Source organism: Streptomyces sp. NPDC047079, from assembly GCF_040643755.1.
Classification (GTDB): domain Bacteria; phylum Actinomycetota; class Actinomycetes; order Streptomycetales; family Streptomycetaceae; genus Streptomyces.
Genome location: NZ_JBEYUZ010000001.1, coordinates 124883 through 149245, shown reverse-complemented (window position 1 = coordinate 149245; position 24363 = coordinate 124883). Strand labels below are relative to the sequence as shown.

Here is a 24363-nt window from a genome sequence, read left to right as displayed (position 1 = left end):
CCTCCGTGGTCGTTTGCGACGTGTTCCGCGCAATTCCTGCATCTGTGGTCGACAGTCTGTCAGCTCCGGGCCGAACGCACCCATCGGCACCCCTCTGGAGCACCCGGACGCGGATTAGGCTCGTCGGGTAACCGCCCCCTGCATGTGAGGTAACGATGAGCGAGCGACTTCAGCCCGGCGACACCGCCCCCGCCTTCACCCTGCCGGACGCCGACGGCAACGAGGTCTCCCTGGCCGACCACCAGGGCCGCAAGGTCATCGTGTACTTCTACCCCGCCGCGCTCACCCCAGGCTGCACCAAGCAGGCGTGCGACTTCACGGACAACCTCGAGCTGCTGGCGGGCGCGGGCTACGACGTCATCGGCATCTCGCCCGACAAGCCGGAGAAGCTGGCGAAGTTCCGCGAGAAGGAGGACCTCAAGGTCACCCTGCTCGCCGACCCGGACAAGACGGTGCTGGAGGCGTACGGGGCGTTCGGCGAGAAGAAGCTGTACGGCAAGACGGTCGTCGGCGTCATCCGCTCCACGGTGATCGTGGACGAGGAGGGCAAGGTCGAGCACGCCCTGTACAACGTGAAGGCGACGGGGCACGTGGCGAAGATCATCAAGGATCTGGCGATCTAGGACCCATATCCCCGACCGCCCGAACGGCTCGTACCGAACCCATCGGCACGAGCCGTTCCGCATTGCGGCCGTGACTGTCCGATTAGCGGTTCGTTACTCCGTGCGAGGCAGCGAACACGCGGCCGGAGCGAAGCGAGAGGGGGTGAAGTGGACGAGGGAAGTTCTCGAACCCGTGGTCGCGGCATCCACGAGCGTCAACGAGGTGGTACGTCGGCTCGGGCTCGACTCCGTGGGCGGACATCAGGCAAACATCGCCCGCAGGATCAAGGCGCACGGGATCGATACCTCGCACTTCACATCCGCGGCGCGAACCGAGCGTATGAGGCACAACCAGCGCCGCCGGACCGCTGAGGAGATCCTCGTCGAGGACACCTCAGCGCATGCTCGGCGTGTTCCGAGCCATCGGCTCAAGAGGGCTATGAGCGAGGTGGGCGTGGAGGAGCGCTGCTCCCTCTGCGGAATGGAAGCGGTCTGGCTCGGGGAGCCACTCCCACTGGAGGTCGACCACATCAACGGCAATTGGCGGGACAACCGCATCTCGAGAACCTTCGGCTCCTCTGTCCCAACTGCCACTCGACGACGGATGGTTACCGTGGCCGCGGCAGGGGCCGTGCTCGGGAAGGCGTCGTATGAGCAGTGGCGTCCAGTACACCCGCGAGCGGTTGATCCAGGCAGCCGAGCAGTGTGTCAGCCTCGACGAGGTCATCGCCTTCTTCGGCACCCAGCCGTACGGCAACCTCCGGCGATATCTCCAGAAGCGGTTCGCCGACTTCGGAATCGACACTTCCCACTTCCGCCCCAACAGACGTCTCCGCCCTACGCCCGACGAGCTGCGCGTGGCGGTCACCGAGTCGGCTTGCCTCAGCGAGGTACTGCGCCGCCTGCAACGCCCCGACAACCGAGGGCAGCGGACACTGCTACGCCGGTGGATCGCCGAAGAGAGCCTGACCACCTCCCATTTCCTGGGACAAGGACACCAGCGAGGGAAACGGAGCCTCAATGCCAAACGGCCTGAGGACGTCCTGGTCCACCACGACGGTCACCCCCGGATAGGCACGGCACGCCTGCGCCGTGCGCTTCGGGACATCGGCGTGCCGGAGCGGTGCGCCGGATGCGGGGTCGGCCCCGAGTGGCTCGGGAAGCCCATGACTCTGGAGATCGACCACATCAACGGGGACTGGAGGGACAACCGGAGGGAGAACCTGCGGCTGCTCTGTCCCAACTGCCACGCGATCACCAGCACGTGGTGCAGAGGAGGTCGGCGAGCGGGGCGCAGCGCCCAGTAGAGTAGGCGGCGCTGCGGGCCCGTACCCCAGCTGGCTAGAGGGCACCGGTTTAGGTCCGGTGTGTCGTGGGTTCGAGTCCCACCGGGCCTACCGCGCGCGAAGGGCGCACCGCCCACGGCTGGTGCGCCCTTCGGCATACACGCTCAGCCCAGCAGTTCCCGCACCGCCGGTACCAGCGCGCGGAACGCCTTGCCGCGGTGGCTGATCGCGTTCTTCTCCTGGGGGGTCAGTTCCGCGCAGGTGCGCGTCTCGCCCTCCGGCTGGAGGATCGGGTCGTAGCCGAAGCCGTTCGTGCCGGAGGGGGCGTGCCGGAGGGTTCCCCTGAGCTGGCCCTCGACCACGCGTTCGGTGCCGTCCGGCAGGGCCAGGGCGGCGGCGCAGGCGAAGTGGGCGCCCCGGTGGGGGGCGTCGATGTCGGCGAGCTGGGCCAGGAGCAGTTCCAGGTTCGCCTGGTCGTCGCCGTGCCGGCCCGCCCAGCGTGCCGAGAAGATGCCGGGGGCGCCGCCCAGGACGTCCACGCAGAGGCCGGAGTCGTCGGCGACGGCGGGCAGGCCCGTCGCCCGGGCCAGGGCGTGGGCTTTGAGCAGGGCGTTCTCGGCGAATGTGACGCCGGTTTCCTTGACGTCGGGGATGTCGGGGTAGGCGTCCGCGCCGACGAGGTCGTGTGGGAGGCCGGCATCGGCGAGGATCGCCCTGAGTTCGGTGATCTTTCCGGCGTTGCGGGTGGCGAGGATCAGGCGGGTCATGCCCTCCAGTATCCGTGCGCCGCCGGTGCCGCTTCGCCGTGCCCCGGGGGGCTATGCCTGATCGCCGCACGCCGGCCGCGGTGCCGGTGCGGGTGCCGGTGTCTAGGACGTGCAGACCTTGGTCAGTTCGCCGGCCGCGTCCGTCACCGGGCCGATGTCGGGGGTCCGGTCGCCGTTCTCGAGGGCGTCGCGGACGTTCCCGACCGCCTTGCGGACGTCGTCGACGGCCTTGTTGACGTCGACGTTGTCCGTCTTGTCGCCGATCTTGTCGAGGTTCTTCTCGATGGAGTTCAGGGAGGCGTTCGCCTGGGTGGGGTCGTTCGCCGCGTTCTCGGCGGCCTGCTGGAGGTCGGTGACGCTGTCGGCTATCGCGTCGGCGGTCTGGACGCAGTCGATCGCCTTGCCGACGGCGTCGCAGCCGGCGCTCGCGCCCATGGCGGCGAGTGCGGCGACGGCGGCGAACGCGGTGACGGTGGTGCGGCGGTGGCGCGCGGCCATGGAAGGGTTCCTCCCCGTTGACGGTGCCGCGGTCTTCCGTGGAGGCGCCGGCCGGTCCGGCGCCTGCGACGCCTGGCCAGGCGTACGGGGCCGGCGCGGCGGGGTGCGCGGGTCCGCCCCGGCGCCCTGCCGCGCCGGCTGTGCGGCTACCTCCCAAAACGCCGGACGGCGCTACTCGGTTGCCTCGAGTGCCGCGCGCTGGAGCGCCGCCAGTCGGTCGCAGCCCGCGACGGCGAGGTCGAGGAGGGCGGTCAGTTCCTTGCGGTCGAACGGCGCTGCCTCGGCCGTTCCCTGGACCTCGACGAAGTGGCCGTCGCCGGTGCAGACGACGTTCATGTCGGTCTCGGCCCTGACGTCCTCCTCGTAGCAGAGGTCGAGGAGGGGGACGCCGCCCACGATGCCCACGGAGATGGCCGAGACGGTGCCGGTCAGCGGCTGGCGGCCGGCCTTGACCAGCTTCTTGCGCTGGGCGAAGGCGACGGCGTCGGCGAGTGCCACGTAGGCGCCGGTGATCGCGGCGGTGCGGGTGCCGCCGTCCGCCTGGAGGACGTCGCAGTCGAGGACGACGGTGTTCTCGCCGAGCGCCTTGTAGTCGACGACGGCGCGCAGGGAGCGGCCGATGAGGCGGCTGATCTCGTGCGTGCGGCCGCCGATCTTGCCCTTGACCGACTCGCGGTCGCCGCGGGTGTTGGTGGCGCGGGGGAGCATGGCGTACTCGGCGGTGACCCAGCCCTCGCCGCTGCCCTTGCGCCAGCGCGGCACGCCTTCGGTGAGGGAGGCGGTGCAGAGGACCTTGGTGTCGCCGAAGGAGACGAGGACGGAGCCCTCGGCGTGCTTGCTCCAGCCGCGTTCGATGGTGATGGGGCGGAGTTGGTCGGGGGTGCGTCCGTCGATTCGAGACATGGGTCCGAGCCTATCCGTACGCGCGCGAGGGGCCCGTCCCTCGGTGGAACGGGCCCCTTGCGGGTGAGCGCCGGACCTGTTCGGGTCCGGGGTTGCTCACATCATGTCTTCGATCTCCGCGGCGATCGGGTCGGCGTCGGTGCCGATGACGACCTGGATGGCGCTGCCCATCTTGACGACGCCGTGGGCGCCTGCGGCCTTGAGGACGGCGTCGTCGACCAGCGAGGGGTCGTTGACCTCGGTGCGGAGCCGGGTGATGCAGCCCTCGACCTCTTCGATGTTGTCGATGCCGCCGAGCCCGGCAACGATCTTCTCAGCCTTGCTGGCCATGTCTTGTCTCCCTGATCCGAACCGCTTTGTCGCAGTAACCCACAGTTGGCCCAACTTTGCGAGCGGTCATGTCGTCGACACCCGAGGAGGGGTCCCGGCAGCGCGACCGCCGGGACGCTGGTCTACACCACTTGGGGGAGGACGCCAAGCAGTGTGTCGCATTTCTCCCTCTATGGGCATTGCTCCCCGTATGCCCAGGGCCAGAGAATTCGTGGGTTCCTTATCCCGCATTCACCGTGCTACAACAGGTCTACACCACCGAGTGGTGTAGACCACGGAGACGCCGCCGTCCCCCTCCCCCTGTCCCCGGGCGGCGCCATGCCCACTGGAGGAAGTAGTGTCCACGGTCAGCGCCGCCCCCGCGGCCGACAAAAAGAAGAAGGGCGCGGGCGCGATGGCTGTTCTGCAGCGCATCGGCCGCAGCCTCATGCTGCCGGTGGCGGTGCTTCCCGCTGCCGCCCTCCTGGTGCGTCTGGGCAACACCGACATGCTCGGACGCCCCTCCTTCCCCACCTTCCTCACGAAGATCGCGAGCTTCATGGCCGCCGGCGGCAACGCGATCCTCGACAACATGCCGCTGCTGTTCGCGGTGGGCATCGCGATCGGCTTCGCGAAGAAGTCGGACGGCTCCACGGCGCTCGCCGCGGTCGTGGGCTACCTGGTCTTCAAGAACGTGCTGGCCACGTTCACCGACAAGAACCTCCCGAAGGTGGCAACGGTCGTCGACGGCAAGATCGTCATGGTCGACGCCGCGGCGGACGCCAAGGTCCTCGGCGGTGTGGTGATGGGTCTCGCCGTCGCATTGATCTACCAGCGGTTCTACCGCACCAAGCTGCCGGACTGGGCGGGCTTCTTCGGCGGCCGCCGGCTGGTGCCGATCCTGTCGGCGCTCGCGGGCCTGCTCCTCGGCATCGTGTTCGGCTACATCTGGCCGGTCCTCGGCACTGGTCTGCACAACTTCGGTGAGTGGCTGGTGGGTTCGGGCGCCGTCGGTGCCGGCATCTTCGGTGTCGCCAACCGTGCGCTGATCCCGATCGGCATGCACCACCTGCTGAACTCCTTCCCCTGGCTGCAGGCGGGCGAATACCACGGCAAGAGCGGTGACATCGCGCGCTTCCTGGCCGGCGACCCGACCGCGGGCCAGTTCATGACCGGCTTCTTCCCGATCATGATGTTCGGCCTGCCGGCCGCCTGTCTCGCGATCGTGCACTGCGCCCGCCCTGAGCGCCGCAAGGTCGTCGGCGGCATGATGCTCTCGCTCGCGCTGACCAGCTTCGTCACCGGCGTAACCGAGCCGATCGAGTTCACGTTCATGTTCATCGCGCCGGTCCTGTACGCCATCCACGCGGTCCTCACCGGCGTCTCCATGGCACTGACCTGGGCGCTGGGCATGAAGGACGGCTTCGGCTTCTCCGCAGGCGCGATCGACTTCTTCCTGAACCTGGGCATCGCGAGCAACCCCTGGGGCCTGGCGCTGGTCGGCCTGTGCTTCGGGGCCGTCTACTACGTCGTCTTCCGCTTCGCGATCACCAGGTTCAACCTGCCCACCCCGGGCCGTGAGTCGGACGAGGAACTCGCCGAACTGCAGAAGGCCGAGGCCAAGTAAGGCTTTTTTCCGGCACCGACCCGACACCGGATTCCCCGGCCGCAGTGCGACCGGGGAATTCGACGTACCCGCATTCGGGAGTTCATCCAGCAGGCTCCTGGGCCGGCTGTCAGCCCTGGTCGACGGCATCACCGCGGTGGAATCGGCCGAGGAACCGTCGAACCGCCATCTCATGGCCCGCCTGTTCGAGCTGCAGTCGATGCTCGGGCTCGCCAGCGGCCGCTACGAGACGGTGCTGCCCGCCTACCGGAAGGCGGCCGCGCGTGGCGCCGGCCGGAGCGTGACCGAGGACTTCGAGATGCTCGCCAGCCTGCTGGCCGAGGCATCGGACGGCGCCGTCGCCTGATTCCGCACACGGTCGAGGGCCCCGAAACCGCTCGGGGCCCTCGCGCGCCTGGACCAGGCCTGGACCGGTCCAGGCCTGGCCTGGCCTAGACCTCGTACGACACCCGGGGCGCCGCCAGCTGCACCGGCCCGGAGTAGACGGCGCGGGCGTCCGCCAGGTTGATCTCCGGGTCGGTCCACGGCGGGATGTGGGTGAGGATCAGGCGGTGGGCGCCGGCGCGGGCGGCCGTCTCGCCGGCCTCGCGGCCGTTGAGGTGGAGGTCCGGGATGTCCTCCTTGCCGTAGGTGAACGCGGCCTCGCACAGAAAGAGGTCCGTGTCACGGGCGAGGGCCTCCAGGGCCTCGCTCGGGCCCGTGTCGCCGGAGTAGGTGAGCGAGCTGCCGCCGTGCTCGACGCGGATGGCGTACGCCTCCACGGGGTGGCGCACGCGTTCCGTGTGGACGGTGAGGGGGCCGATCTCGAAGGTGCCCGGCTTGACCGTGTGGAAGTCGAAGACCTCGCTCATCGAGGAGGCCGAGGGGGTGTCGGCATAGGCGGTGGTCAGGCGCTGCTCGGTGCCTTCGGGGCCGTAGACCGGGATGGGTGCCGCGCGGCCGCCGTCGTGACGGTAGTAGCGCGCGACGAAGTACCCGAGCATGTCGATGCAGTGGTCGGCGTGCAGATGACTGAGGAAGATCGCGTCGAGGTCGTAGAGACCGCAGTGGCGCTGCAACTCGCCAAGGGCGCCGTTGCCCATGTCGAGCAGCAGCCGGAAGCCGTCGGCCTCGACGAGGTAGCTCGAGCAGGCCGATTCCGCGGACGGGAACGACCCCGAGCAGCCGACGACGGTGAGCTTCATAGAGCTGGAACCTCCGCGTGGCGATAAGTGCAGAAGGCAGGGACGGGAACGGTGACGGGGGTCGTGCGGTCCGTCGAGCCTAAGGCGCAGAAGGTCGGGTCGCTCCTTTGCCAGGGGCCGTTGTGGGGGAACTCACCTGCTGTGTCACCGGTTCGGCTGGAACCGGGGCGCATGGGGCTTATGAGGGAGCGCCCGGGAGTTGGGGAGGGCGGGCGTCGCGGCACACGCGCCGGTACCGTCATCCGTATGGACACGTCCTGGTGGCTGGCGCTGGCGGCGGTGGTGCTGCTCGCGCTGGTCGCGACGCTGGTGGACGGGTGGGGGCGCGGCGGGCGTCGCCGCCGTGCGGCCAGGTGCCCGGCCGACCGTGCCCGGGCGCATCCGCGTCCGGCCGAGATCTGGTGGGCGGACGTGCCTTCCCAGGGCCGCGGCGGTGGCCGGGAGCGGCCGTGTCTGGTGCTGACGGTGCACGGGGACAGCGCGACGGTCGCCGGGATCACCAGCAGGTTCCATGACGAGCGCGCGGGTGTGATCCCGCTGCCGCCGGGCACCGTGGCCGACGCCCGCGGCCGGCCGAGCTTCCTGGAGACGGACGAGCTGAGGGACGTGCCGCTGTGGGACTTCCGGCGGCGGGTGGGCGTGGTGGACCCCGCTCTGTGGGACCAGGTGCGCTACCTGGCGGGGTGAGCCGGCGGTAGGGGACGAGCGGTTTCATGGAGTCGTCACCGTGACCGTGACCGTCCACTGTTCGATGCCCAGGCACGATGCCTGTCCGGGGCGCTTGGCGCACAGGGGGCGGGTCGCGGTGAGCCGTGCCGTCCCGGGTGCGACCGCCTCGAAGGCGGCGACGGTGTCGCCGGTGCGGCTGCCGATCCCGGCGTTGACGGCTTTCAGCGCGTCGCCCGTGGCGGTGACGGGCGTCCAGGGCCGGTCCTTGCTGCCGTCCAGGGTGAGGCGTATCCGCCCGCCCTCCGTCAGGCACACGGTGCGGCCCGTGTCGGCGGCGGTGAGGCGGACCTCGGGCGTGCAGCCGCTGCCGGTCGCCGTGGGGGACGGCGGAACCGGGGCGGATGCCGAGGGCGGAGCGGAGGGGGACGCGGACGGGGAGGCCGAGGGGGAGAGCGAGGGCGCGGTCGAGGGCAGCGACGGGGATCCCCCGGCAGTCGCCCCGCCGTCCTGGCCGCCGCAGCCCGCGAGCAGCAGCGCCGCCGCTACGGCGGCGAGGGTGGTGGTGATGGTCCCGCGGGGGGTCGTACGGCGCATGGGGCGGCCGCCTTTCCTCAAGCCCGTGCCCGGTGTTCGGTCCTTGCGCTGCTGTGACGTTTCTCCAGCGCATCCGGATCCCTGACTCCAGCGCATCAGCTTCCCCGCGCGACCGCCACCGGGCCCCGGCCGTCAAGACGGCCGGGGCCCTTCGTAGCTAGGTGCGCGGAGGGGTCAGCTCGTCGTCAGCGCCGTGTCGTCGACGACGAAGCTGGTCTGGAGCGAGGAGTCCTCGACCCCGCTGAACTTCAGCGTGACCGTGGAGCCGGCCAGCGAGGACAGGTCGAAGGACTTCTGGGCGTAGCCCGAGGCCGCGTTGACGTTGGAGTACGTCGCCAGGGTCGTGGACCCGGCGGTCACCGTGAGCTTGTCGTACGCGGTGCTGCCGCTCTCGGCGGTGTCGATGTGCAGGTAGAAGGTGAGCGTGGCCTTGCAGCCGGACGGGATGGTCACCGACTGGGACAGGGTGTCGGTGTGGCTGGAGCCGTAGCCGTCGAGCCAGGCCTTGTAGGAGCCGCCGTGGGCCGCCTCACCGGTGTCGTTGGTGATGACGCCGCTGGATGCGGTCCAGGTGGTGTTGCCCGACTCGAAGCCCGGGTTGCCGAGCAGCTGCGCCGCGGAGCAGGTGCCGCCGGAGGAGCCGACCGTCCAGGTGAAGGAGGCCGAACCGGAGGCGCCGGTGGTGTCCCGGGCGGTGACGGTCACGGAGTAGGTGCCCGCCGTGGTGGCGGTGCCGGAGATCAGGCCGGTCGAGCTGTTGATCGACAGGCCGGTCGGCAGACCGGTGGCGCTGTAGGTGAGGGTCGCTCCCCCGCTGTCGGTGGCCGAGATCCGCAGGCTGACCGAGCTGCCGGTGGTGGTGGACTGGCTGCCCGGGTTGGTGACGGTCACGGTGTTGCCGCTGCTGCCGCCGGAGGTGAAGGCCGTGGTGCCGTTGGGGGTGCCCCATCCGGTCGGGCCGTCGTAGCCGGCGCCCGCGGTGCAGAAGTACGAGGTGGAGCAGGAGCCGTTGTTGCCGCTGGTCACGTCGTACAGGTTCGAGGTGTGGGAGTAGGGGTATTTCGCCGGGTAGTCGGCGCTGCCCGGGGTGCCCGCGAGGGCGTAGACGCCGGCGATGATCGGGGCGGAGGCGCTGGTGCCGCCGTAGACCGCCCAGCCGGAGCCGCCGTAGGTGTCGTAGACCGCGACACCGGTGGCCGGGTCGGCGACCGCGGAGACGTCCGCCTCCATGCGCTTGGCGCAGCCGGTGTCGGTCTGCCAGCTCGGCTTGGGGTCGTAGGCGGAGCAGCCGGAGCCGGTGCCCTCGGTGGAGCTGGTGTGCCAGACGGACTCGCTCCAGCCGCGGGAGTTGGCGGCGGTGGTCAGCGCGGTGCCGCCGACGGCGGTCACGTACTGGGAGGTCGCCGGGTACTCGGCGCCGTAGGCGGAGTCACCGGAGGAGACGGTGATCGCGACGCCGGGGTGCTTGAAGTAGGAGGTGTCCAGGCTGGTCTGGGACGAGGACTCGGAGCCGCCCCAGCTGTTGGAGACGAACTTCGCGCCGAGGGCGACGGCCTCGTTCTCGGCGATGCCGAGGTCGGTGTCGCTCGCCGAGTTGGCCTCGACGAGGATGATGTTGCAGTTGGGGCAGACCGCGCTGACCATGTCGATGTCGAGCGCTTCCTCGCCCGCCCAGCCGGTGTCGTTCGCCGGCAGCGAGGTGGTGGAGCCGGTCTGGCTGACCTGCTTGAAGCAGCCGCTGGCCTTGGTGCACGCCGACAGGCCGTACGTCGAGCGGTAGGTCGCCAGGTCCGATTCGGCGTTGGGGTCGTTGTACGCGTCGACCACCGCGACCGTGAGGCCGGAGCCGCCCGTCGAGGGCAGGTTGTAGGCGCTGTGCAGGTTGGCCGGGCTCAGGCCGGAGGGCGCGGCGGCGACGGCCGCGGCGAGCCGCTGCCTGATGTCGGTGCGCCGCTGGGCGAAGCAGGACGCGTGGCCGGGTGCCGGGGAGCCGCACAGGTGCTGGGTCGGCACCTTCTGGCCCGCCGTCCCGGTGGCGCGGACGGTCTGTTCCTTGGGGTCCGTCAGCGCCTTGGCGTTCTGGGTGACGCGGCTGGAGTGCGAGGCGTACGAGGAGTGCGCGGTGTCGGGGGCGCCGTGGGCCCCGGCGGCCGGTGCCGCCATGAGACCGGCGACGGTGAGGGCGAGAGCAGGGACGGCGGCGGTGAGGAGTCTTCGCAGGCTCCGTCGCCGCTTGCTCGGGCGTGACTCACGCATGGGTGCTGCCTCTCTCGGTTTGAGGCCGGCGCCGCGCAGACCTGGGTGGGGCCATACGCGGAGCCACAGCCGGAAGTGGGGGTTCACGAGCTGAGTGACAGGCCGTGACGCGCGTAGCGGCGGTGGAACGCGCGATCATGGGCATGACACTTTGAACACCTTGAACACTCTGCGATGCCGAGTGAGCGTGACATGACAGGGTGCGGCCAGAACGTAACCCCGGCCGCAGTAGGAGGGCAGCCCCGGAAGGAGATCTTTGCCACGCCATAGGCAGCGTTTAGCCCCCTCATAGGAGGCGGTTGGCGCGTTGATGAGAGGGCCGGACCCGGAGCATCCCCCGGAACCGGCCCCGCCATCGCATCACGGAGCAGACCTAGCTAGGCCCAGAGCTGGCCGTGCAGTGTCTCGATCGCCTCTTCCGTCGTGGCGGCCGTGTAGACGCCGGTCGAGAGGTACTTCCAGCCGCCGTCGGCCACCACGAAGACGATGTCGGCGCTCTCGCCCGCCTTGACGGCCTTCTTCCCGACGCCGATCGCTGCGTGCAGGGCCGCGCCGGTGGAGATGCCCGCGAAGATGCCCTCCTGCTGGAGGAGTTCACGGGTACGGGACACCGCGTCCGCCGAGCCGACGGAGAAACGGGTGGTCAGGACGGACGCGTCGTACAGCTCCGGTACGAAGCCCTCATCGAGGTTGCGCAGCCCGTACACCAGGTCGTCGTAGCGGGGCTCCGCCGCGACGATCTTCACGTCCGGCTTGTGCTCGCGCAGATAGCGGCCTACGCCCATCAGCGTGCCCGTGGTGCCCAGACCGGCCACGAAGTGCGTCACGGAGGGCAGGTCGGCCAGGATCTCGGGGCCGGTCGTCGCGTAGTGCGCGCCCGCGTTGTCCGGGTTGCCGTACTGGTAGAGCATCACCCAGTCCGGGTGTTCGGCCGCCAGCTCCTTGGCGAGGCGCACGGCGGTGTTGGAACCGCCCGCGGCCGGGCTCGGGATGATCTCGGCGCCCCACATGCCCAGCAGGTCCCGGCGCTCCTGGGAGGTGTTCTCCGGCATCACGCAGACCATGCGGTAGCCCTTGAGCTTGGCCGCCATGGCCAAGGAGATGCCCGTATTGCCCGACGTGGGCTCCAGGATCGTGCAGCCGGGGGTCAGCCGGCCGTCCTTCTCCGCCTGCTCGATCATGTGCAGTGCGGGCCGGTCCTTGACCGAGCCGGTCGGGTTGCGGTCCTCCAGCTTGGCCCAGATACGGACGTCGGGGGACGGCGACAGCCGCGGCAAGCGCACCAGAGGGGTGTTGCCCACCGCGGCCAGCGGGGAGTCGTAGCGCATCGGTGATCAGCGACCGTCAGGCCATGCCGCCGGCGACCGCCGGCAGGATCGTCACATTGTCGCCGTCGGCGACCTTGGTGTTGATGCCGTCGAGGAAGCGCACGTCCTCGTCGTTCAGGTAGACGTTGACGAAGCGGCGCAGTTCGCCGCCTTCCACGATACGGGCCTGGATGCCCGCATGGCGGGTCTCGAGGTCGGCGAACAGCTCGGCGAGGGTCTCCCCGGTGCCCTCGACGGCCTTCCGGCCGTCGGTGTACTGGCGGAGGATGGTGGGGATGCGGACCTCGATGGCCATGGCTTGGGGCTCCTGTCGGGAGAGGTCAGGTCGGTGGGCGCGCGGCAGCGCGAGAGGACACCGGCTACGCCGGTTGCGACGCCGCGGCTCTCGGCCGTGCGGCGGCAGGGCGGCGTCAACAGATGGCGCTGTTCAGCCTGCACAGGTCGACGTGCAGCCGCGCCACGAGCAGCGTGCCCGGCGCCTTCTTGCTCACGTCGTGGAAAACCATGGGGTCATCGTATCGATTCCCCCTCCGGGGCCCGGAGTGGGATCTCGCATCGTGGATGAACGCTGACCGCATCACGGGATGTAGCGGTCCACCACGGTGACCTCCTCCTCCGTCACCTCGCCCTCCACGATCCGGAACGAGCGGAACTGGAAGGGGCCGGCACCGTCCGTGTCGGCGGTGGAGACCAGGACATAGTGGGCGCCCGGCTCGTTGGCGTAGCTGATGTCCGTGCGGGACGGGTAGGCCTCGGTCGCGGTGTGGGAGTGGTAGATGACCACCGGTTCCTCGTCGAGGTCGTCCATCTCCCGGTACAGCTTGAGCAGGTCGCCGGAGTCGAACTCGTAGAAGGTGGGCGAGCGGGCCGCGTTCAGCATCGGGATGAAGCGCTCGGGGCGGCCGGAGCCCACCGGGCCCGCGACCACGCCGCACGCCTCGTCGGGGTGGTCCTGGCGGGCGTGGGAGACGATCCGGTCGTACAGGTCGTGGGTGATGGTCAGCATGTCGGTCAGGATAAGAGAAGGGCCGTTCCGTACCGAGAGGTGGTACGGAACGGCCCACATGGTGAGCTGGGTGCTCAGCCGACCTTCTCCAGCTGCGACTCGCGGCGCTGGGTGACCTCCGGGTTGCGGGCCTTCAGCACGGCCCAGCCGATGGCCAGGGCGGCCGCCCACACGGCCATCACGTACAGGCAGACGCGGGACTCGGAGTCAAAGGCGATCAGGCCGGTGACGAAGAGCAGGAAGGCGATGGCGATCCAGCTGCACACCGCGCCGCCCGGCGCCGGGAAGGAGGAGGCGGGCAGCCGGCCCGCGTCGACCGCGCGGCGGTACAGGACGTGGCTGACCAGGATCATCAGCCAGGTCCAGATGCCGGCCGCCGTGGCCACCGAGGTGACATAGCCGAAGGCCTTCTCCGGGACGATGTAGTTCAGCACCACGCCGATTCCCATGAAGGCGACCGAGACGGTGATGCCGAGGGCCGGGGTCTTGGAGGCCGACAGCTTGCTGAAGACCCGCGGCGCCTCCCCGTTGTCGGCGAGGGTGCGCAGCATGCGGCCCGTGGAGTACATGCCGGAGTTGCAGGACGACAGGGCTGCGGTGAGCACCACGAAGTTGACGATGCCCGCGCCGGCCGGGATGCCGATGACCGCGAAGGCCTTCACGAAGGGGCTGACGCCCGCCGCGAACTCGGTCCACTTCACCACGCACAGGATGACGGTGAGAGCGCCGACGTAGAACAGGGCGATGCGCCAGGGCAGGGTGTTGATCGCCTTCGGGAGGGTCTTCTCCGGGTTCTCGGACTCGCCGGCCGTCACACCGACCAACTCGACGGCGAGGTAGGCGAACATGACGCCCTGGAGGGTCATCAGCGAGGAGCCGATGCCCTTGGGGAAGAAGCCGTCGAACTGCCAGAGGTTGGTGACCGAGGCGGTGTCACCGGCGGCGCTGAAGCCGAAGGTCAGCACGCCGAGACCGATCACGATCATGCCGATGAGCGCGGTGACCTTGACCATCGAGAACCAGAACTCGATCTCGCCGAACAGCTTCACCGAGATCAGGTTGGCCACGAACAGGACCACCAGGAAGACCAGTGCCGTCACCCACTGCGGGATGGACGGGAACCAGTAGTGGACGTAGATCGCGGCGGCCGTCAGCTCGGCCATGCCGGTCACCACCCACATCAGCCAGTACGTCCAGCCGGTGAAGTAGCCGAAGAACGGGCCGATGAACTCGCGGGAGTACTCCGCGAAGGAGCCCGAGACCGGACGGTAGAGGAGCAGCTCACCGAGTGCCCGCATGATGAAGAAGATGATCACGCCCGCGAGGGCGTACATGAAGATCAGGCTGGGTCCGGCCTTGGCGATGTTCGCCCCGGCACCCAGGAAGAGGCCGACGCCGATGGCGCCGCCGATCGCGATCATCTGGACCTGGCGGCTGCCGAGCCCGCGCTCGTACCCCTCCTCGGGGGCGTCGCCGCCCACGGCCTCACTGCCGTCGTACTGCTTGCCGACCTGCGATGAGGTCATGTTGGTGCGCCTTTCTCCACGCCGATCCGAGCCAGTCCATGGCTTCGGACCGGGTTCCGATCCCCCCGGATGTGATGGAGTTGTGCCTGGCCGGCGGTCCGCCGGCTCGGTGGCGCACCCGAGCGGACATGGGTGGTGTCCCTCGGGCGGTCGTGAAGATTTATCACGGCCGCAACATTGATCGGTGGCCCGACATGTGACACACCGCACTGGAAGAAGCGGACAAAGAGTACCCGGAAGGGACAAACACGGCCGCAACGGTGATGCGATCGTTATCCGGAATTGAGCGTCCTCTGAGCGAACACCGGATGACGGCCCGGCGCGGAGCGATGTCCGCACTTCAGGGCATACGTCACGGCATAAGGGTCGTGACGAGTGTTTCCTGGAGGCCGCCGAGCCAGAGGTACGCCATCACCATCGGCTTGCGCGGGTCGTCGTCCGGCAGCTCGTAGAGGTGGTCGGTGTCGTCCTCGTCGACGATCTCAAGGCGGGAAGCGATCGCCAGGCGCAGGTCGTTGAGGGCGCCGAGCCACTGCTCGCAGTCCCCGCGCGCCAGCTTCAGGACCCCGCCCTCCCCGCTCACCGAGGTCAGGGCGTCCAGCGAGCGGATCACCGCCAGGGCGTTCTCGCGCTTGCGCGCGCGCAGGTCGTTCTCGGTGAAGCGGCGGAACTCCGCGGAGTACGCGCGCCGCTCGTCGGCCTCGTCGGGCGAGGGCGGCTCGCCGCCGGGGCCGCCGTAGGCGTCCGGGAACAGGCGGCGCAGCACCGGGTCGGAGGGCGGTTCGCTCGGGCCCTCCGCGAACAGCTCGGCGAGCGGGTCGTCGGAGGCGTCCTCGGCCGGGCCGGGCCCGACGAGTTCCAGCAGCTGAACGGCCAGCGACCGGATGATGGAGATCTCGACGTCGTCGAGCGCGACGGCCGCGCCGCCGCCGGGGAGCGGTTCGAAGTGTCCTGGCATGGGGTCTTTTCGCTGCTTGACGGACCTGCGGCTGACGCTACTTGCGGTCCTGCTGGAGGGTGGCCCACAGACCGTAACCGTGCATGGCCTGAACGTCGCGCTCCATCTCCTCGCGCGTTCCGCTGGAGACCACAGCCCGGCCCTTGTGGTGGACGTCGAGCATGAGCTTGGTGGCCTTGTCCTTGGAGTACCCGAAGTATGTCTGGAAGACATACGTCACATAGCTCATGAGGTTGACCGGGTCGTTGTGGACGATCGTCACCCAGGGGACGTCCGGTTCCGGGACGGCGAACTGTTCCTCCGCCGACTCGGTCTTTTCGATCTCAAGGGGTGCGGGAGCCGTCACACGGCCCATGCTGCCATCTGAAGGGGGGGCTCGCACAAACGGACACCCCCGCCACCGGCACAAATCGTCAGACTGACGAGATGGGAGTACGATCAGCGGCCGTGCCGCACATTCCGGGGGACGGCCCCCGGACCCCCGGCGGACACTGGGGGTACCGACGCGATGATGTTTCAAGGAGAGCTCTGGTGGGCGTAGCGGACCTTGGGCTGCCGGTGGACGTGCCCTCGACGGCGCTCTTCACCGACCACTACGAACTGACGATGTTGCAGGCCGCGCTCGCGGCGGGCACCGCCGAGCGGCGCTCCGTCTTCGAGGTCTTCACCCGGCGGCTGCCCGAGGGCCGTCGCTACGGGGTCGTGGCGGGTACGGGGCGCGTCCTGGACGCAGTCGAGAACTTCCGCTTCGACGCGGGCGTCCTCGGATTCCTGCGGGAGCGCGGGGTCGTCGACGAGGAGACGCTCCAGTGGCTCGCCTCGTACCGCTTCGGCGGCGACATCTGGGGCTACGCGGAGGGCGAGGTGTACTTCCCGGGCTCGCCGATCATGCGGGTCGAGGGCTCCTTCGCCGAGTGCGTGCTCCTGGAGACCGTGATCCTGTCGATCCTCAACCACGACTCCGCCGTGGCCGCCGCAGCCTCCCGTATGTCCTCCGCCGCGGACGGCCGGCCGCTGATCGAGATGGGCGCCCGCCGCACCCACGAGCTGGCCGCCGTGGCCGCCTCGCGGGCCGCGTACGTCGGCGGCTTCACCACCACCTCGGACCTGGCGGCCGGCTTCCGGTACGGGATTCCCACGGTCGGGACGTCGGCGCACGCCTTCACGCTCCTGCACGACAGCGAGCGGGACGCCTTCCGGGCCCAGGTGGAGTCGCTGGGCCCCGGCACCACGCTGCTGGTGGACACCTACGACGTCGCCGAGGCCGTGCGGGTGGCCGTCGAGGTGGCCGGGCCCGAGCTGGGCGCCGTCCGCATCGACTCCGGCGATCTGCTGCTGGTCGCGCACCGGGTCCGGCAGCAGCTCGACGCGCTGGGAGCCACCAAGACGAAGATCGTCGTGACCTCGGACCTGGACGAGTACGCGATCGCCTCGCTGAGGGCGGCCCCGGTGGACGCGTACGGGGTCGGCACCCAGGTGGTGACGGGCTCCGGGCACCCCACCTGCTCGATGGTCTACAAGCTGGTCGCCCGGGCCGAGTCGGCGGATCCGAAGGCCCCGCTGGTGCCGGTCGCGAAGAAGTCGACCGGAGGCAAGACGTCCATAGGCGGCCGCAAGTGGGCGGCGCGGCGGCTCGACGAGCACGGGGTGGCGGAGGCCGAGGTCGTCGGCACCGGGCCGGTGCCGGAGGAACTGGCGGACCGGCAGCTGCTGGTGCAGCTGGTCAAGGGCGGCGAGGTCGTCGCCCGTGAGCCGCTGGACGTCGTACGCGACCGGCACGCGTCCGCGCGCGCCGGTCTGCCGCTGTCGGCGACCCAGCTGTCGCGCGGGGAGCCGGTGATTCCCACCGAGTACGTCTGAACGAGCACCTCGGAACGCGTACGTCCGAAGCGGCAAGGGCACGGTGCGGCTCGGGCCGCTCCGGCCCCCGGGTGTACGAACGGGCGGCCTTGGGCAGTGCAACGGCAGCGCACCCGCGCACCCGACCGACCGCCCCGTGCCCCCTCCCGTCCGCCCCGCCAAGTCTCTAGGCTCGGTAGTTCGTACAGACGGCCGGGCCCCGCACCCTCCGCTGTCGAACCGCTGCCGACCCGAAGGACACCGACCATGCGCCGCGCCTTGATCGTCGTAGACGTGCAGAACGACTTCTGTGAAGGCGGCAGCCTCGCGGTGGCCGGAGGTGCCGATGTGGCCGCCGCGATCACCGAGCTGATCGGGCAGGCCCCCGCCGGGTATCGCCATGTCGTGGCCACCCGGGACCACCACATCGCCCCGGGCGGGCACTTCGCCGACAACCCCGACTATGTGCACTCCTGGCCCGCGCACTGCGTGGCCGGCACCGAGGGCGTGGGCTTCCACCCCAATTTCGCCCCGGTGGTCGCCTCCGGGGCGATCGACGCCGTCTTCGACAAGGGGGCGTACTCGGGGGCGTACAGCGGGTTCGAGGGGGTCGACGAGAACGGGCTGTCACTGGCGGACTGGCTGCGGGCCCGGGAGATCGACGAGGTGGACGTGGTGGGCATCGCCACGGACCACTGCGTGCGCGCCACCGCCCTGGACGCCGTACGGCACGACTTCCGCACCCAGGTGCTGCTGGACCTGACCGCCGGGGTGTCCGAGGAGACCACGGAACGGGCGCTCGAGGAGCTGCGGGAAGCGGGAGTGGAGCTGACCGGCAAGCCGGTGGTGTAGCCCCTGCTCACACCTGCGGCGCCGTCTGCCGCAGCAGGGCCCTGATCGGGCGCCACAGTTCCTGCGACAGCTCCTGGCCCGCGTTGTCGGGGGCCGTGCGCCATATCAGGCCGTCGGGGTGGTGCAGGACCGCCGTGACCTCGTCGGGGGTCGGCGGGGCCGCGTTGCCGCGCAGATACACCGCCCGCAGCCCCAGGTTGCGCAGGCGCGTCAGCGCCCGGGCGCGGTTCTGGGCGAGCACCAGCACGCGGACGAAGCCACCCGCCGAGCCCGGACTGGGCAGGTTCAGCGCCACCACCACGCTGCCGCTCGGCAGCTTGCAGAAACCTCCTGCGGCCATGCCTGTTCACACCCCCGTGAGACCTGATGTCAATAAGAGAGCCACAGGACGCACCTAAACACGATCGGCCGCGACCCGCCAGAGGGTCACGGCCGATCATGCCCTGACGTGCACAGACGCTGTTCAGTTTGTGAGCTGTTCCACTCCGGACAAGATCATCCGAGGGGCGTCAGCGGGACGGCTGCACCGCCACTGTCAGTACGCTGCCGTTCCTCGTCTGCCGCAGGAGCCTGATCTTCGTGTGGGTGTCCGGCACCTTCACGCTCGCGTACGGAGTCTCGGAGGAGTAGTACGTGCCCTTGTGGTCGTCGAAGACCGGGACGCCCCGCTGGCTCTTGATCTTGGTGGCCACGCCGTTGCTGTGCAGCGTGATCGTGTCCGTCGGCTCCAGGGTGAACGTGGAGTCGAAGCCCTGCATGCGGGGGCGCAGGTAGGTGCCGTCCGTCCACTTCAGCGGCTTGGGGTGGGCGTCGACGGGCAGGATGAGCCCCTCGCCCGGGTGCTCGCTGACGTTGTTGTCCGCCTGCGAGGTGTCCCAGTACCAGACCAGCAGGCCGTTCTGGTACGGGTAGTGCTCCACCCAGTTCGGCTTCGTGTTCAGGAAGCCGAAGTTGTACGGGCCGGTCTTCAGGGTCGCGTCGTACGACACGTACTGCCGGTTCTCGGCGATGTAGTACTGCGGGTAGTCGCCGCTGTAGGACGCGCCCTTGACGGAGAAACCGTTCACCGCCCAGTCGCCGGTGCCGTTCTCGGCGCCGTCGGTGAAGACGGCGGAGCCGTCGGCGGTGATGGCGATGTCGTCCGCCGTGAAGCCCTTCTTGGCCACACCGGTGTCGGTGGTGTAGCGGAAGCGCAGCTTGATCCGCTTTCCGGCGTAGGCGTCCAGCGGGTAGACCAGGTCGGCGTACTTGTCGACGGTGCCGGTCAGCGCGGGCTGGTCGCTCGCGTCACGCGGGATCGCGACGCCGTTCACCGTGCCGTCCACCGGCTTCCAGCTGGTGCCGCCGTCGGTCGAGACCTCCGTGTACAGGAAGTCGTAGTTCTGCTCGATGTCGTAGTAGCCCTTGAGCGAGAGCGTGGCCGACGACCTGCCGGTGAGGTCGACGTCACGGGCCAGCGTGTTGCCCAGGCCGTTGCCGCTGCCGCTCCACCACTGGTACGAGCCGCTCGCCGGGGTGATCAGATCCGTGGTGACGGTCTTCTTCGGCAGCACGACGAGCAGGGCCTGCGGGTCCTTGGTGTTGTACTCCGTGTACCCGATCTTCGTCAGCGACGTGGCGCGGGAGGTGACCGTCCGGTAGTTCAGCCAGCCCAGCTGGAGCTTGTCCCAGGCGGTGAAGTCGCCGGGGGTGTCGCCGATGCTGCTCTTGCCGGTGCCGAGCCAGGAGCCGGAGGACATCAGGTCCCAGAAGCCGGTGGAGTTGTCGGCGTTGCCGGTGGTGTCGTAGTTGTCGGGCAGGCCGAGGTCGTGGCCGTACTCGTGGGCGAAGACACCGAGTCCGCCGTTCTCCGGCTGGATGGTGTAGTCGCCGACCCAGATGCCGGTGTCGCCGATCTGCGTGCCGCCGAGCTTGTTGGCGTCGGGTCCGGTCTTGCCGGAGTCGGTGCCGTACGCGTACCAGCGGTGGGCCCAGATCGCGTCCTCGCCCTGCGCGCCGCCGCCCGCGGACTCGTCCTCGCCGGCGTGCACGATCTGGAAGTGGTCGATGTAGCCGTCGGGCTCGTTGAAGTTGCCGTCGCCGTCGTAGTCGTAGCGGTCCCACTGGTCGTACTGGGCGACCTTGGCCTTGATCTGGGCGTCGGTGTCCCCGGCGGCCTTGCGCTGGGCGACCCACTTGCCGAGGGCGTCGCTGACCAGGTTCCACGTGCAGGTGCCGCACTTGTTGCTGCCGTACCGGGCCTCGTTGTAGTCGACCTTGACCCAGTCCTGGACCTGGCCGTCGACCGAGTAGCGGCCGGAGGACGCCTTCTCGTAGAACTGCTTCAGGGAGTTCTTCTTCGGGTCCGTGGAGAAGTAGAGGTCCTGGTAGTGCTGCCGGTTGTACTCCGACTGCCAGGCGGTGCTGTTGTCCGTGGCGCGGTTCGGCGCGGCTATCTCGTTGTGCGCGGGGCCGGCCGTGCCGCCGTACTCCGACGTCTTCGTGCCGAACTCCGCGAGGATGGTGAAGATCTTGTCGGTGCGCTCACGGGCGAGTTCGACGTACTTGCCGCTGCTGAGCTTCACCACCTTCGAGGCGCCACGGTCCGTGACCGTCGCCTTCCCGGATATGACCCGGTTGAGCGCCTCTTCGCGCTGAGCCTCCTGGGTCTTGCTCAGCGGTCCGTCGAGGTCGTGCTCCCTGCTCTCGACCGGCTGCGGGTCGTGCCGGTTCACAGGGGCCACGGGGGCGTTCCCGCCCCCCTGCGCCACTGCGGACGTCGAGAGGGTGGCGGTGGCCGCCGTGAGCGCCACGGCGATCGCGGCCGCTCTGAACGTCCAGGCTCTGCTGGTCACTTGAAGTCCTCCCCGACGCGCCCGGACGCGCGGAAGCGGGTCCTGGTCGTAGGGAAGGTCCGCGCGCGAGGTACGCGTGTGTCAAGTGACGACATTTGACCGGAGGTTTAAGAAAAAAGACAGATCTTGACTTGGACAGGTCAAAGCATTAAAGGGACCGGATGTTCGCCATGCGAACATCACGCGAACGGCGGACGCACGGTGCGCGGCGTCTTGCAGACGGCATAGTCCCCCGTCAACCGGCGCGCGTGTCCGTCCAGTTGGTGGACTGTATGACTCCGTGCGCCCCCAATGCATCGGTACCGTGGGTTAGGTCACGCTTACCGGCTGTTCCCCTCGGGCATGGAGGCGAATAGAGTCGATAGGCGAAGCGTCGGGACGACGACGGATTGCCCTGTCGACACCGTTGTCAGCCCACGATTCCCAGCTACGCCCCACGTGCCCCATAGTCGCCCGCAGTTGTCCGCATCCTCCCCCATCGCGAGAGGCACCGGGGGGAGACCTCCACCCCGAGGAATCGCCATGCCTCGTCCGAACGCCGCACAGCTCGCCTACGGTTCCTGCACCGTGATCTTCTCCACCCTCGCCATGCTGCTGCTGTCCCAGACGAGTTCGGGCGTGGGGATCACCGTGATCGCCCTCGCGGCCCTCGCACTCGGACTCCTCGTCGCCGTGACGGTCCCGCTGCCGAGGTCCGCGTCGGCCACCACCCGGTCCGCCGGCCGGCGGTCCGCTCCGGTCGGACGCCCGACGGCGTCCCTTCGATCCGCCGCGCCCGCCGAGTCCGTGCACGAGCCCGCGAACCGCTGAACCGGGTCTCGCACCCCCCGCGCCGCGCAGGCCCCGTGCGCTGTGCACCACCTCGTCGAACGGACATGAACGGGTGGGCCCGTGCCGCACGGGCCCACCGGTTCATACGTACACCGCCGCCGTACCGCTCGTCCCCGGGCCCTGTCACACCGTGCTGACCGCCACGGTCCTGGCCGCCTTGTCGTGCAGGCCCTGCTTGTAGGGCCGGTCGAAGAAGCTCCAGCCGCCGCAGATCGCGGTCCAGACGCAGGCACAGCAGAAAGCGAACGGCAGCCACAGCACGACCGCGCGGATCAGCGAGGCCTGCACGGACGGGTTGGAACCGTCCTCCAGGTTCGCCACCCTCATGTTCAGCAGCTTCTTGCCGATCGTCTGGCCGGACCGGGAGATCATGACCGTGTCGTACGCGATGTAGAGCACGGCGGCGATCACGGACTGGCCGACGGACTTGCCGAACTCGATCCTGTTGGACTCCACCTGGTACTCGGTGGTGTGGAAGAGCCAGGACAGCAGCCAGACGACCACTCCCACGATGATCATGTCGATGATCCGGGCGAGCACGCGTTTGCCGCTGTCGGCCAGCGGGGGCATTCCGGCGAGGGGGTCCGTGCCGCCATAGGGCCCGGGGGGGCCTCCGCCGCCGTACGGGCCTTCGCCGTACGGGCCTTCGCCGCCGTAGGGGCCCCCGCCGGGCGGCGGTGGTGTGCCGTAGGGGCCGCCTCCCGGTGGTGGTGTGCCGTGGGGGCCGCCTCCCGGCGGGGGCGCCCCAGGGGGAGGCTCTCCGTACGGGGGTTCACTGCCGTACGCGGGTTCACTGCCGTAAGGGGGCTGGTTGCCGTGCTGCGGGCCCCAGTGGGGTTCGAAACCGCCACCCTCGGACGACGGGGGCTGCTTCTTCCTGAAAGGGTCGTCCTCCGGAGAGTCCCCGGAGCCGGGGCGCGGCGGTTCGGTGCTCATGGCCCGAGTCGACCGCGAACCCTGCGGCTCCGCATCCGTAGAGGTCCGTCCGGGTCAGCCCGCGACGAACGTGTGCGCCGCCTTGTCGTGCCAGCACTGGCGCCAGGGACGGTCGAACACACACCACAGCACCCCGACGACACCGACGCCCAGCAGGCCCGGAAGGCTGTAGACCATCCATCGCCGCAGGGCCGGGGCGAAGGTCGGCGGCTCGTGGGCCTCGATGTCCCGCACCTCGATGCCGCACAGTCTCTTGCCGAGCGTGCGGCCCCACTTGACGGTCGGCAGCACCTCGTAGAGGACACCGAAGCCGAGGAGCACGGCGATCACGATGGCGAGGTAGACCGAGGTCGTGCCGTCGAGCAGCCAGACCGTGACCGTCCGCCCGGACAGCCTGGCCGCGTCGATCTTGCCATTGATGTGGTCGATCGCCTTGGTGGTCAGCGGCACGGCGGCCACGCCCGTGACCGCCGCCAGGACCAGCGTGTCCAGCAGCCGGGCGGCCAGCCGCTTGCCGAGACCGGCGGGCCGGGCCGCCGCCTGTGCCCGCGCGGCCGCCAGGAAGGGGTCCTCCACCGGTGGCTTCCAGGGCGCGGGCGGCCGGTCGCCGTCGGCGCCCGCGCTCGCGAGGCGGTGGACCTGCTGCGCCCATGAGGGCTGACCGCCGCCGGGGCCCGTGGTCATGGGCGTGGCGGGACCCGTGGCCGGGGAAGCTGCGGGACCCGTGGGCGAGGACGCTGCGGGCCCCGTGGAAGGCTGCGGCCGGCCCGCCGCGGGCTGCGGGGGCAGGCTCGTGGCCGGCTGCTGTGCGGACGCCCCCGGCGCCGGCGCCGGGGCGGGCTGCGGCTGGGCCGTCCGCGGCGGGGCGGCCTCCGGGGCGCCCGGACCCAGGCCGAGCGCCTGGCGGGCCGCGGCCCGGGCGTTCGTCGTCCGCGCGTCGGGCTGCCCCCCACCGGAATCGGTCGCCCCCGCGCCGCCGCCCTGCTCCCCCGTGCGCGGGGACAGCGCACGGAACGCCATGGTGCTCTCGGAGGGGGCGGCGTCCTCACCCGGGGCGGACCCGGGCGCGGCGGGCGGGATCGTGGCGGTGCCGTCCGTGCGGATCGCCCTGCCGTCGGGCCCGCCCGCGAGCGGGAGCCGCGGGTCGGCGGTCCCGGGCGCGCCCCAGGACACCCGGCGGTCCTGGTCGCCGCTGAACCCGGACTGCCGGGAGGGCTCCGCGCCCCAGGCCGAGGCGGGCTCCGGGCGGCTGCCGTGCGGGGCGTCGGCCGTGTCGGCGGGGCCGGGTTCCTCGGCGGGGTCCTCGTCGAAGAAGTGCGGGCCCGTCTCCTCCACGGAGGGCTCCGCGCTGCCCGGGCCGGGAGGCTGGGCCGGCGGTGTACCGTCGGCGGGCGCGGGCCGACTGGTGCCGGGCACCCAGGCGACCCCGTTCCAGTACCGGACATATCCGGGAATGGACGGATCCGGGTAGTAGCCTTCGCGGGGCCTGTCGTCACCGGGTGCCGGGGTGGGGGCGCTCATGTCCGTCGTCCCGTATCTGCTCGGGGGGTCGTGTGGG

At 70.0% G+C, this 24363-nt stretch carries 26 protein-coding genes, 1 tRNA gene and 1 pseudogene; 10 read left to right on the top strand and 18 right to left on the bottom strand.

Translation table 11 applies throughout. From position 1 onward, the window contains the following. Positions 1–155 precede the first annotated feature (155 nt). The 4 genes and pseudogenes from bcp (at position 156) to ABZ823_RS00580 (ending at position 1999) form a co-directional block, all read left to right on the top strand. A complete protein-coding gene (gene bcp, locus ABZ823_RS00595) occupies positions 156–623 on the top strand; it encodes a thioredoxin-dependent thiol peroxidase (protein ID WP_361652136.1) in 468 nt (155 codons plus the stop codon). Positions 624–753: 130 nt separating this feature from the next. Next, positions 754–1256 (top strand): annotated as a pseudogene (locus ABZ823_RS00590) (HNH endonuclease signature motif containing protein); the annotation flags it as partial. Further along, a complete protein-coding gene (locus ABZ823_RS00585; RefSeq protein WP_361652134.1) occupies positions 1253–1909 on the top strand; it encodes an HNH endonuclease in 657 nt (218 codons plus the stop codon). The pseudogene ABZ823_RS00590 and the gene ABZ823_RS00585, both read left to right, overlap by 4 nt. Positions 1910–1924: 15 nt before the next feature. After that, positions 1925–1999: transfer RNA gene (locus ABZ823_RS00580), tRNA-Leu, on the top strand. A gap of 53 nt (positions 2000–2052) precedes the next feature. Here ABZ823_RS00580 and rdgB read toward each other — a convergent pair. The 4 genes from rdgB to ABZ823_RS00560 form a co-directional block, all read right to left on the bottom strand. Then, positions 2053–2655 (bottom strand): RdgB/HAM1 family non-canonical purine NTP pyrophosphatase, encoded by a 603-nt coding sequence (gene rdgB / locus ABZ823_RS00575; protein ID WP_361652132.1) that lies wholly within the window; start codon positions 2653–2655, stop codon positions 2053–2055. 102 nt (positions 2656–2757) lie between these two features. Beyond that, positions 2758–3153: a hypothetical protein gene (locus ABZ823_RS00570; RefSeq protein ID WP_361652130.1), complete on the bottom strand. Its 396-nt coding sequence runs from the start codon at positions 3151–3153 to the stop codon at positions 2758–2760. Positions 3154–3324: 171 nt separating this feature from the next. Next, positions 3325–4056: a ribonuclease PH gene (rph, locus tag ABZ823_RS00565; protein WP_361652128.1), complete on the bottom strand. Its 732-nt coding sequence runs from the start codon at positions 4054–4056 to the stop codon at positions 3325–3327. A gap of 96 nt (positions 4057–4152) precedes the next feature. Further along, the gene (locus tag ABZ823_RS00560; RefSeq protein WP_361652126.1) at positions 4153–4386 is read right to left on the bottom strand and encodes a PTS glucose/sucrose transporter subunit IIB; all 234 of its coding nucleotides are present in this window, start codon (positions 4384–4386) and stop codon (positions 4153–4155) included. 337 nt (positions 4387–4723) lie between these two features. On the opposite strand from ABZ823_RS00560, the gene ABZ823_RS00555 reads away from it, so the two are divergent. Both ABZ823_RS00555 and ABZ823_RS00550 read left to right on the top strand, forming a co-directional pair. Continuing rightward, positions 4724–5992: a PTS transporter subunit EIIC gene (locus tag ABZ823_RS00555; protein WP_361652125.1), complete on the top strand. Its 1269-nt coding sequence runs from the start codon at positions 4724–4726 to the stop codon at positions 5990–5992. Between the two features lie 136 nt (positions 5993–6128). Beyond that, on the top strand, positions 6129–6338 hold the full coding sequence (locus tag ABZ823_RS00550; protein WP_361652123.1) for a hypothetical protein: 210 nt from the start codon (positions 6129–6131) through the stop codon (positions 6336–6338). A gap of 85 nt (positions 6339–6423) precedes the next feature. Here the strand turns inward: ABZ823_RS00550 and ABZ823_RS00545 are convergent, their stop codons facing one another. Further along, positions 6424–7176 (bottom strand): MBL fold metallo-hydrolase, encoded by a 753-nt coding sequence (locus ABZ823_RS00545; RefSeq protein WP_361652121.1) that lies wholly within the window; start codon positions 7174–7176, stop codon positions 6424–6426. A gap of 246 nt (positions 7177–7422) precedes the next feature. On the opposite strand from ABZ823_RS00545, the gene ABZ823_RS00540 reads away from it, so the two are divergent. After that, entirely contained in the window at positions 7423–7863 is a 441-nt protein-coding gene (locus tag ABZ823_RS00540; protein WP_361652119.1) for a type II toxin-antitoxin system PemK/MazF family toxin, read from the top strand. A gap of 24 nt (positions 7864–7887) precedes the next feature. Here ABZ823_RS00540 and ABZ823_RS00535 read toward each other — a convergent pair whose 3' ends face one another. From ABZ823_RS00535 to clpS, 9 genes are all read right to left on the bottom strand, one after another. Further along, positions 7888–8439 (bottom strand): hypothetical protein, encoded by a 552-nt coding sequence (locus tag ABZ823_RS00535; protein ID WP_361652117.1) that lies wholly within the window; start codon positions 8437–8439, stop codon positions 7888–7890. Positions 8440–8613: 174 nt separating this feature from the next. Further along, positions 8614–10695, bottom strand: coding sequence for a putative Ig domain-containing protein (locus ABZ823_RS00530; RefSeq protein ID WP_361652115.1), 2082 nt, complete (start codon positions 10693–10695; stop codon positions 8614–8616). A gap of 377 nt (positions 10696–11072) precedes the next feature. Then, positions 11073–12023 carry a cysteine synthase gene (locus ABZ823_RS00525; RefSeq protein ID WP_361652113.1) on the bottom strand — a complete coding sequence of 317 codons (951 nt, stop codon included), beginning with the start codon at positions 12021–12023 and terminating at the stop codon, positions 11073–11075. Positions 12024–12039: 16 nt separating this feature from the next. Then, entirely contained in the window at positions 12040–12318 is a 279-nt protein-coding gene (locus ABZ823_RS00520) for a MoaD/ThiS family protein (RefSeq protein ID WP_361652111.1), read from the bottom strand. A 115-nt stretch (positions 12319–12433) separates the two neighbouring features. Then, entirely contained in the window at positions 12434–12529 is a 96-nt protein-coding gene (locus ABZ823_RS00515) for a putative leader peptide (RefSeq protein WP_361652109.1), read from the bottom strand. 71 nt (positions 12530–12600) lie between these two features. Next, positions 12601–13029 (bottom strand): M67 family metallopeptidase, encoded by a 429-nt coding sequence (locus ABZ823_RS00510; protein WP_361652107.1) that lies wholly within the window; start codon positions 13027–13029, stop codon positions 12601–12603. 74 nt (positions 13030–13103) lie between these two features. After that, a complete protein-coding gene (locus ABZ823_RS00505) occupies positions 13104–14555 on the bottom strand; it encodes an amino acid permease (protein ID WP_361652105.1) in 1452 nt (483 codons plus the stop codon). Between the two features lie 352 nt (positions 14556–14907). After that, positions 14908–15513: a DUF2017 domain-containing protein gene (locus ABZ823_RS00500; protein WP_361652103.1), complete on the bottom strand. Its 606-nt coding sequence runs from the start codon at positions 15511–15513 to the stop codon at positions 14908–14910. 37 nt (positions 15514–15550) lie between these two features. Continuing rightward, the gene (gene clpS / locus ABZ823_RS00495) at positions 15551–15868 is read right to left on the bottom strand and encodes an ATP-dependent Clp protease adapter ClpS (RefSeq protein WP_059127851.1); all 318 of its coding nucleotides are present in this window, start codon (positions 15866–15868) and stop codon (positions 15551–15553) included. A 176-nt stretch (positions 15869–16044) separates the two neighbouring features. On the opposite strand from clpS, the gene ABZ823_RS00490 reads away from it, so the two are divergent. Both ABZ823_RS00490 and ABZ823_RS00485 read left to right on the top strand, forming a co-directional pair. After that, positions 16045–17373 (top strand): nicotinate phosphoribosyltransferase, encoded by a 1329-nt coding sequence (locus ABZ823_RS00490; protein WP_361652101.1) that lies wholly within the window; start codon positions 16045–16047, stop codon positions 17371–17373. Between the two features lie 246 nt (positions 17374–17619). Then, entirely contained in the window at positions 17620–18204 is a 585-nt protein-coding gene (locus ABZ823_RS00485; protein WP_361652100.1) for an isochorismatase family protein, read from the top strand. A gap of 7 nt (positions 18205–18211) precedes the next feature. On the opposite strand, the gene ABZ823_RS00480 is transcribed toward ABZ823_RS00485, so the two are convergent. Together ABZ823_RS00480 and ABZ823_RS00475 are read right to left on the bottom strand one after the other, a co-directional pair. Continuing rightward, entirely contained in the window at positions 18212–18544 is a 333-nt protein-coding gene (locus tag ABZ823_RS00480; protein WP_361652098.1) for a hypothetical protein, read from the bottom strand. Positions 18545–18713: 169 nt separating this feature from the next. Next, positions 18714–21038 carry an immune inhibitor A domain-containing protein gene (locus ABZ823_RS00475; RefSeq protein ID WP_361652096.1) on the bottom strand — a complete coding sequence of 775 codons (2325 nt, stop codon included), beginning with the start codon at positions 21036–21038 and terminating at the stop codon, positions 18714–18716. Positions 21039–21560: 522 nt separating this feature from the next. Here ABZ823_RS00475 and ABZ823_RS00470 point away from each other — a divergent pair. Then, positions 21561–21848, top strand: a complete 288-nt coding sequence (locus tag ABZ823_RS00470; RefSeq protein ID WP_361652094.1) for a hypothetical protein — start codon at positions 21561–21563, stop codon at positions 21846–21848. Between the two features lie 144 nt (positions 21849–21992). Here ABZ823_RS00470 and ABZ823_RS00465 read toward each other — a convergent pair whose 3' ends face one another. Beyond that, positions 21993–22805 carry an RDD family protein gene (locus tag ABZ823_RS00465; protein WP_361652092.1) on the bottom strand — a complete coding sequence of 271 codons (813 nt, stop codon included), beginning with the start codon at positions 22803–22805 and terminating at the stop codon, positions 21993–21995. 54 nt (positions 22806–22859) lie between these two features. Beyond that, complete coding sequence (locus ABZ823_RS00460) at positions 22860–24326, bottom strand: RDD family protein (RefSeq protein WP_361652090.1); 1467 nt, start codon at positions 24324–24326, stop codon at positions 22860–22862. Positions 24327–24363: the final 37 nt, after the last annotated feature.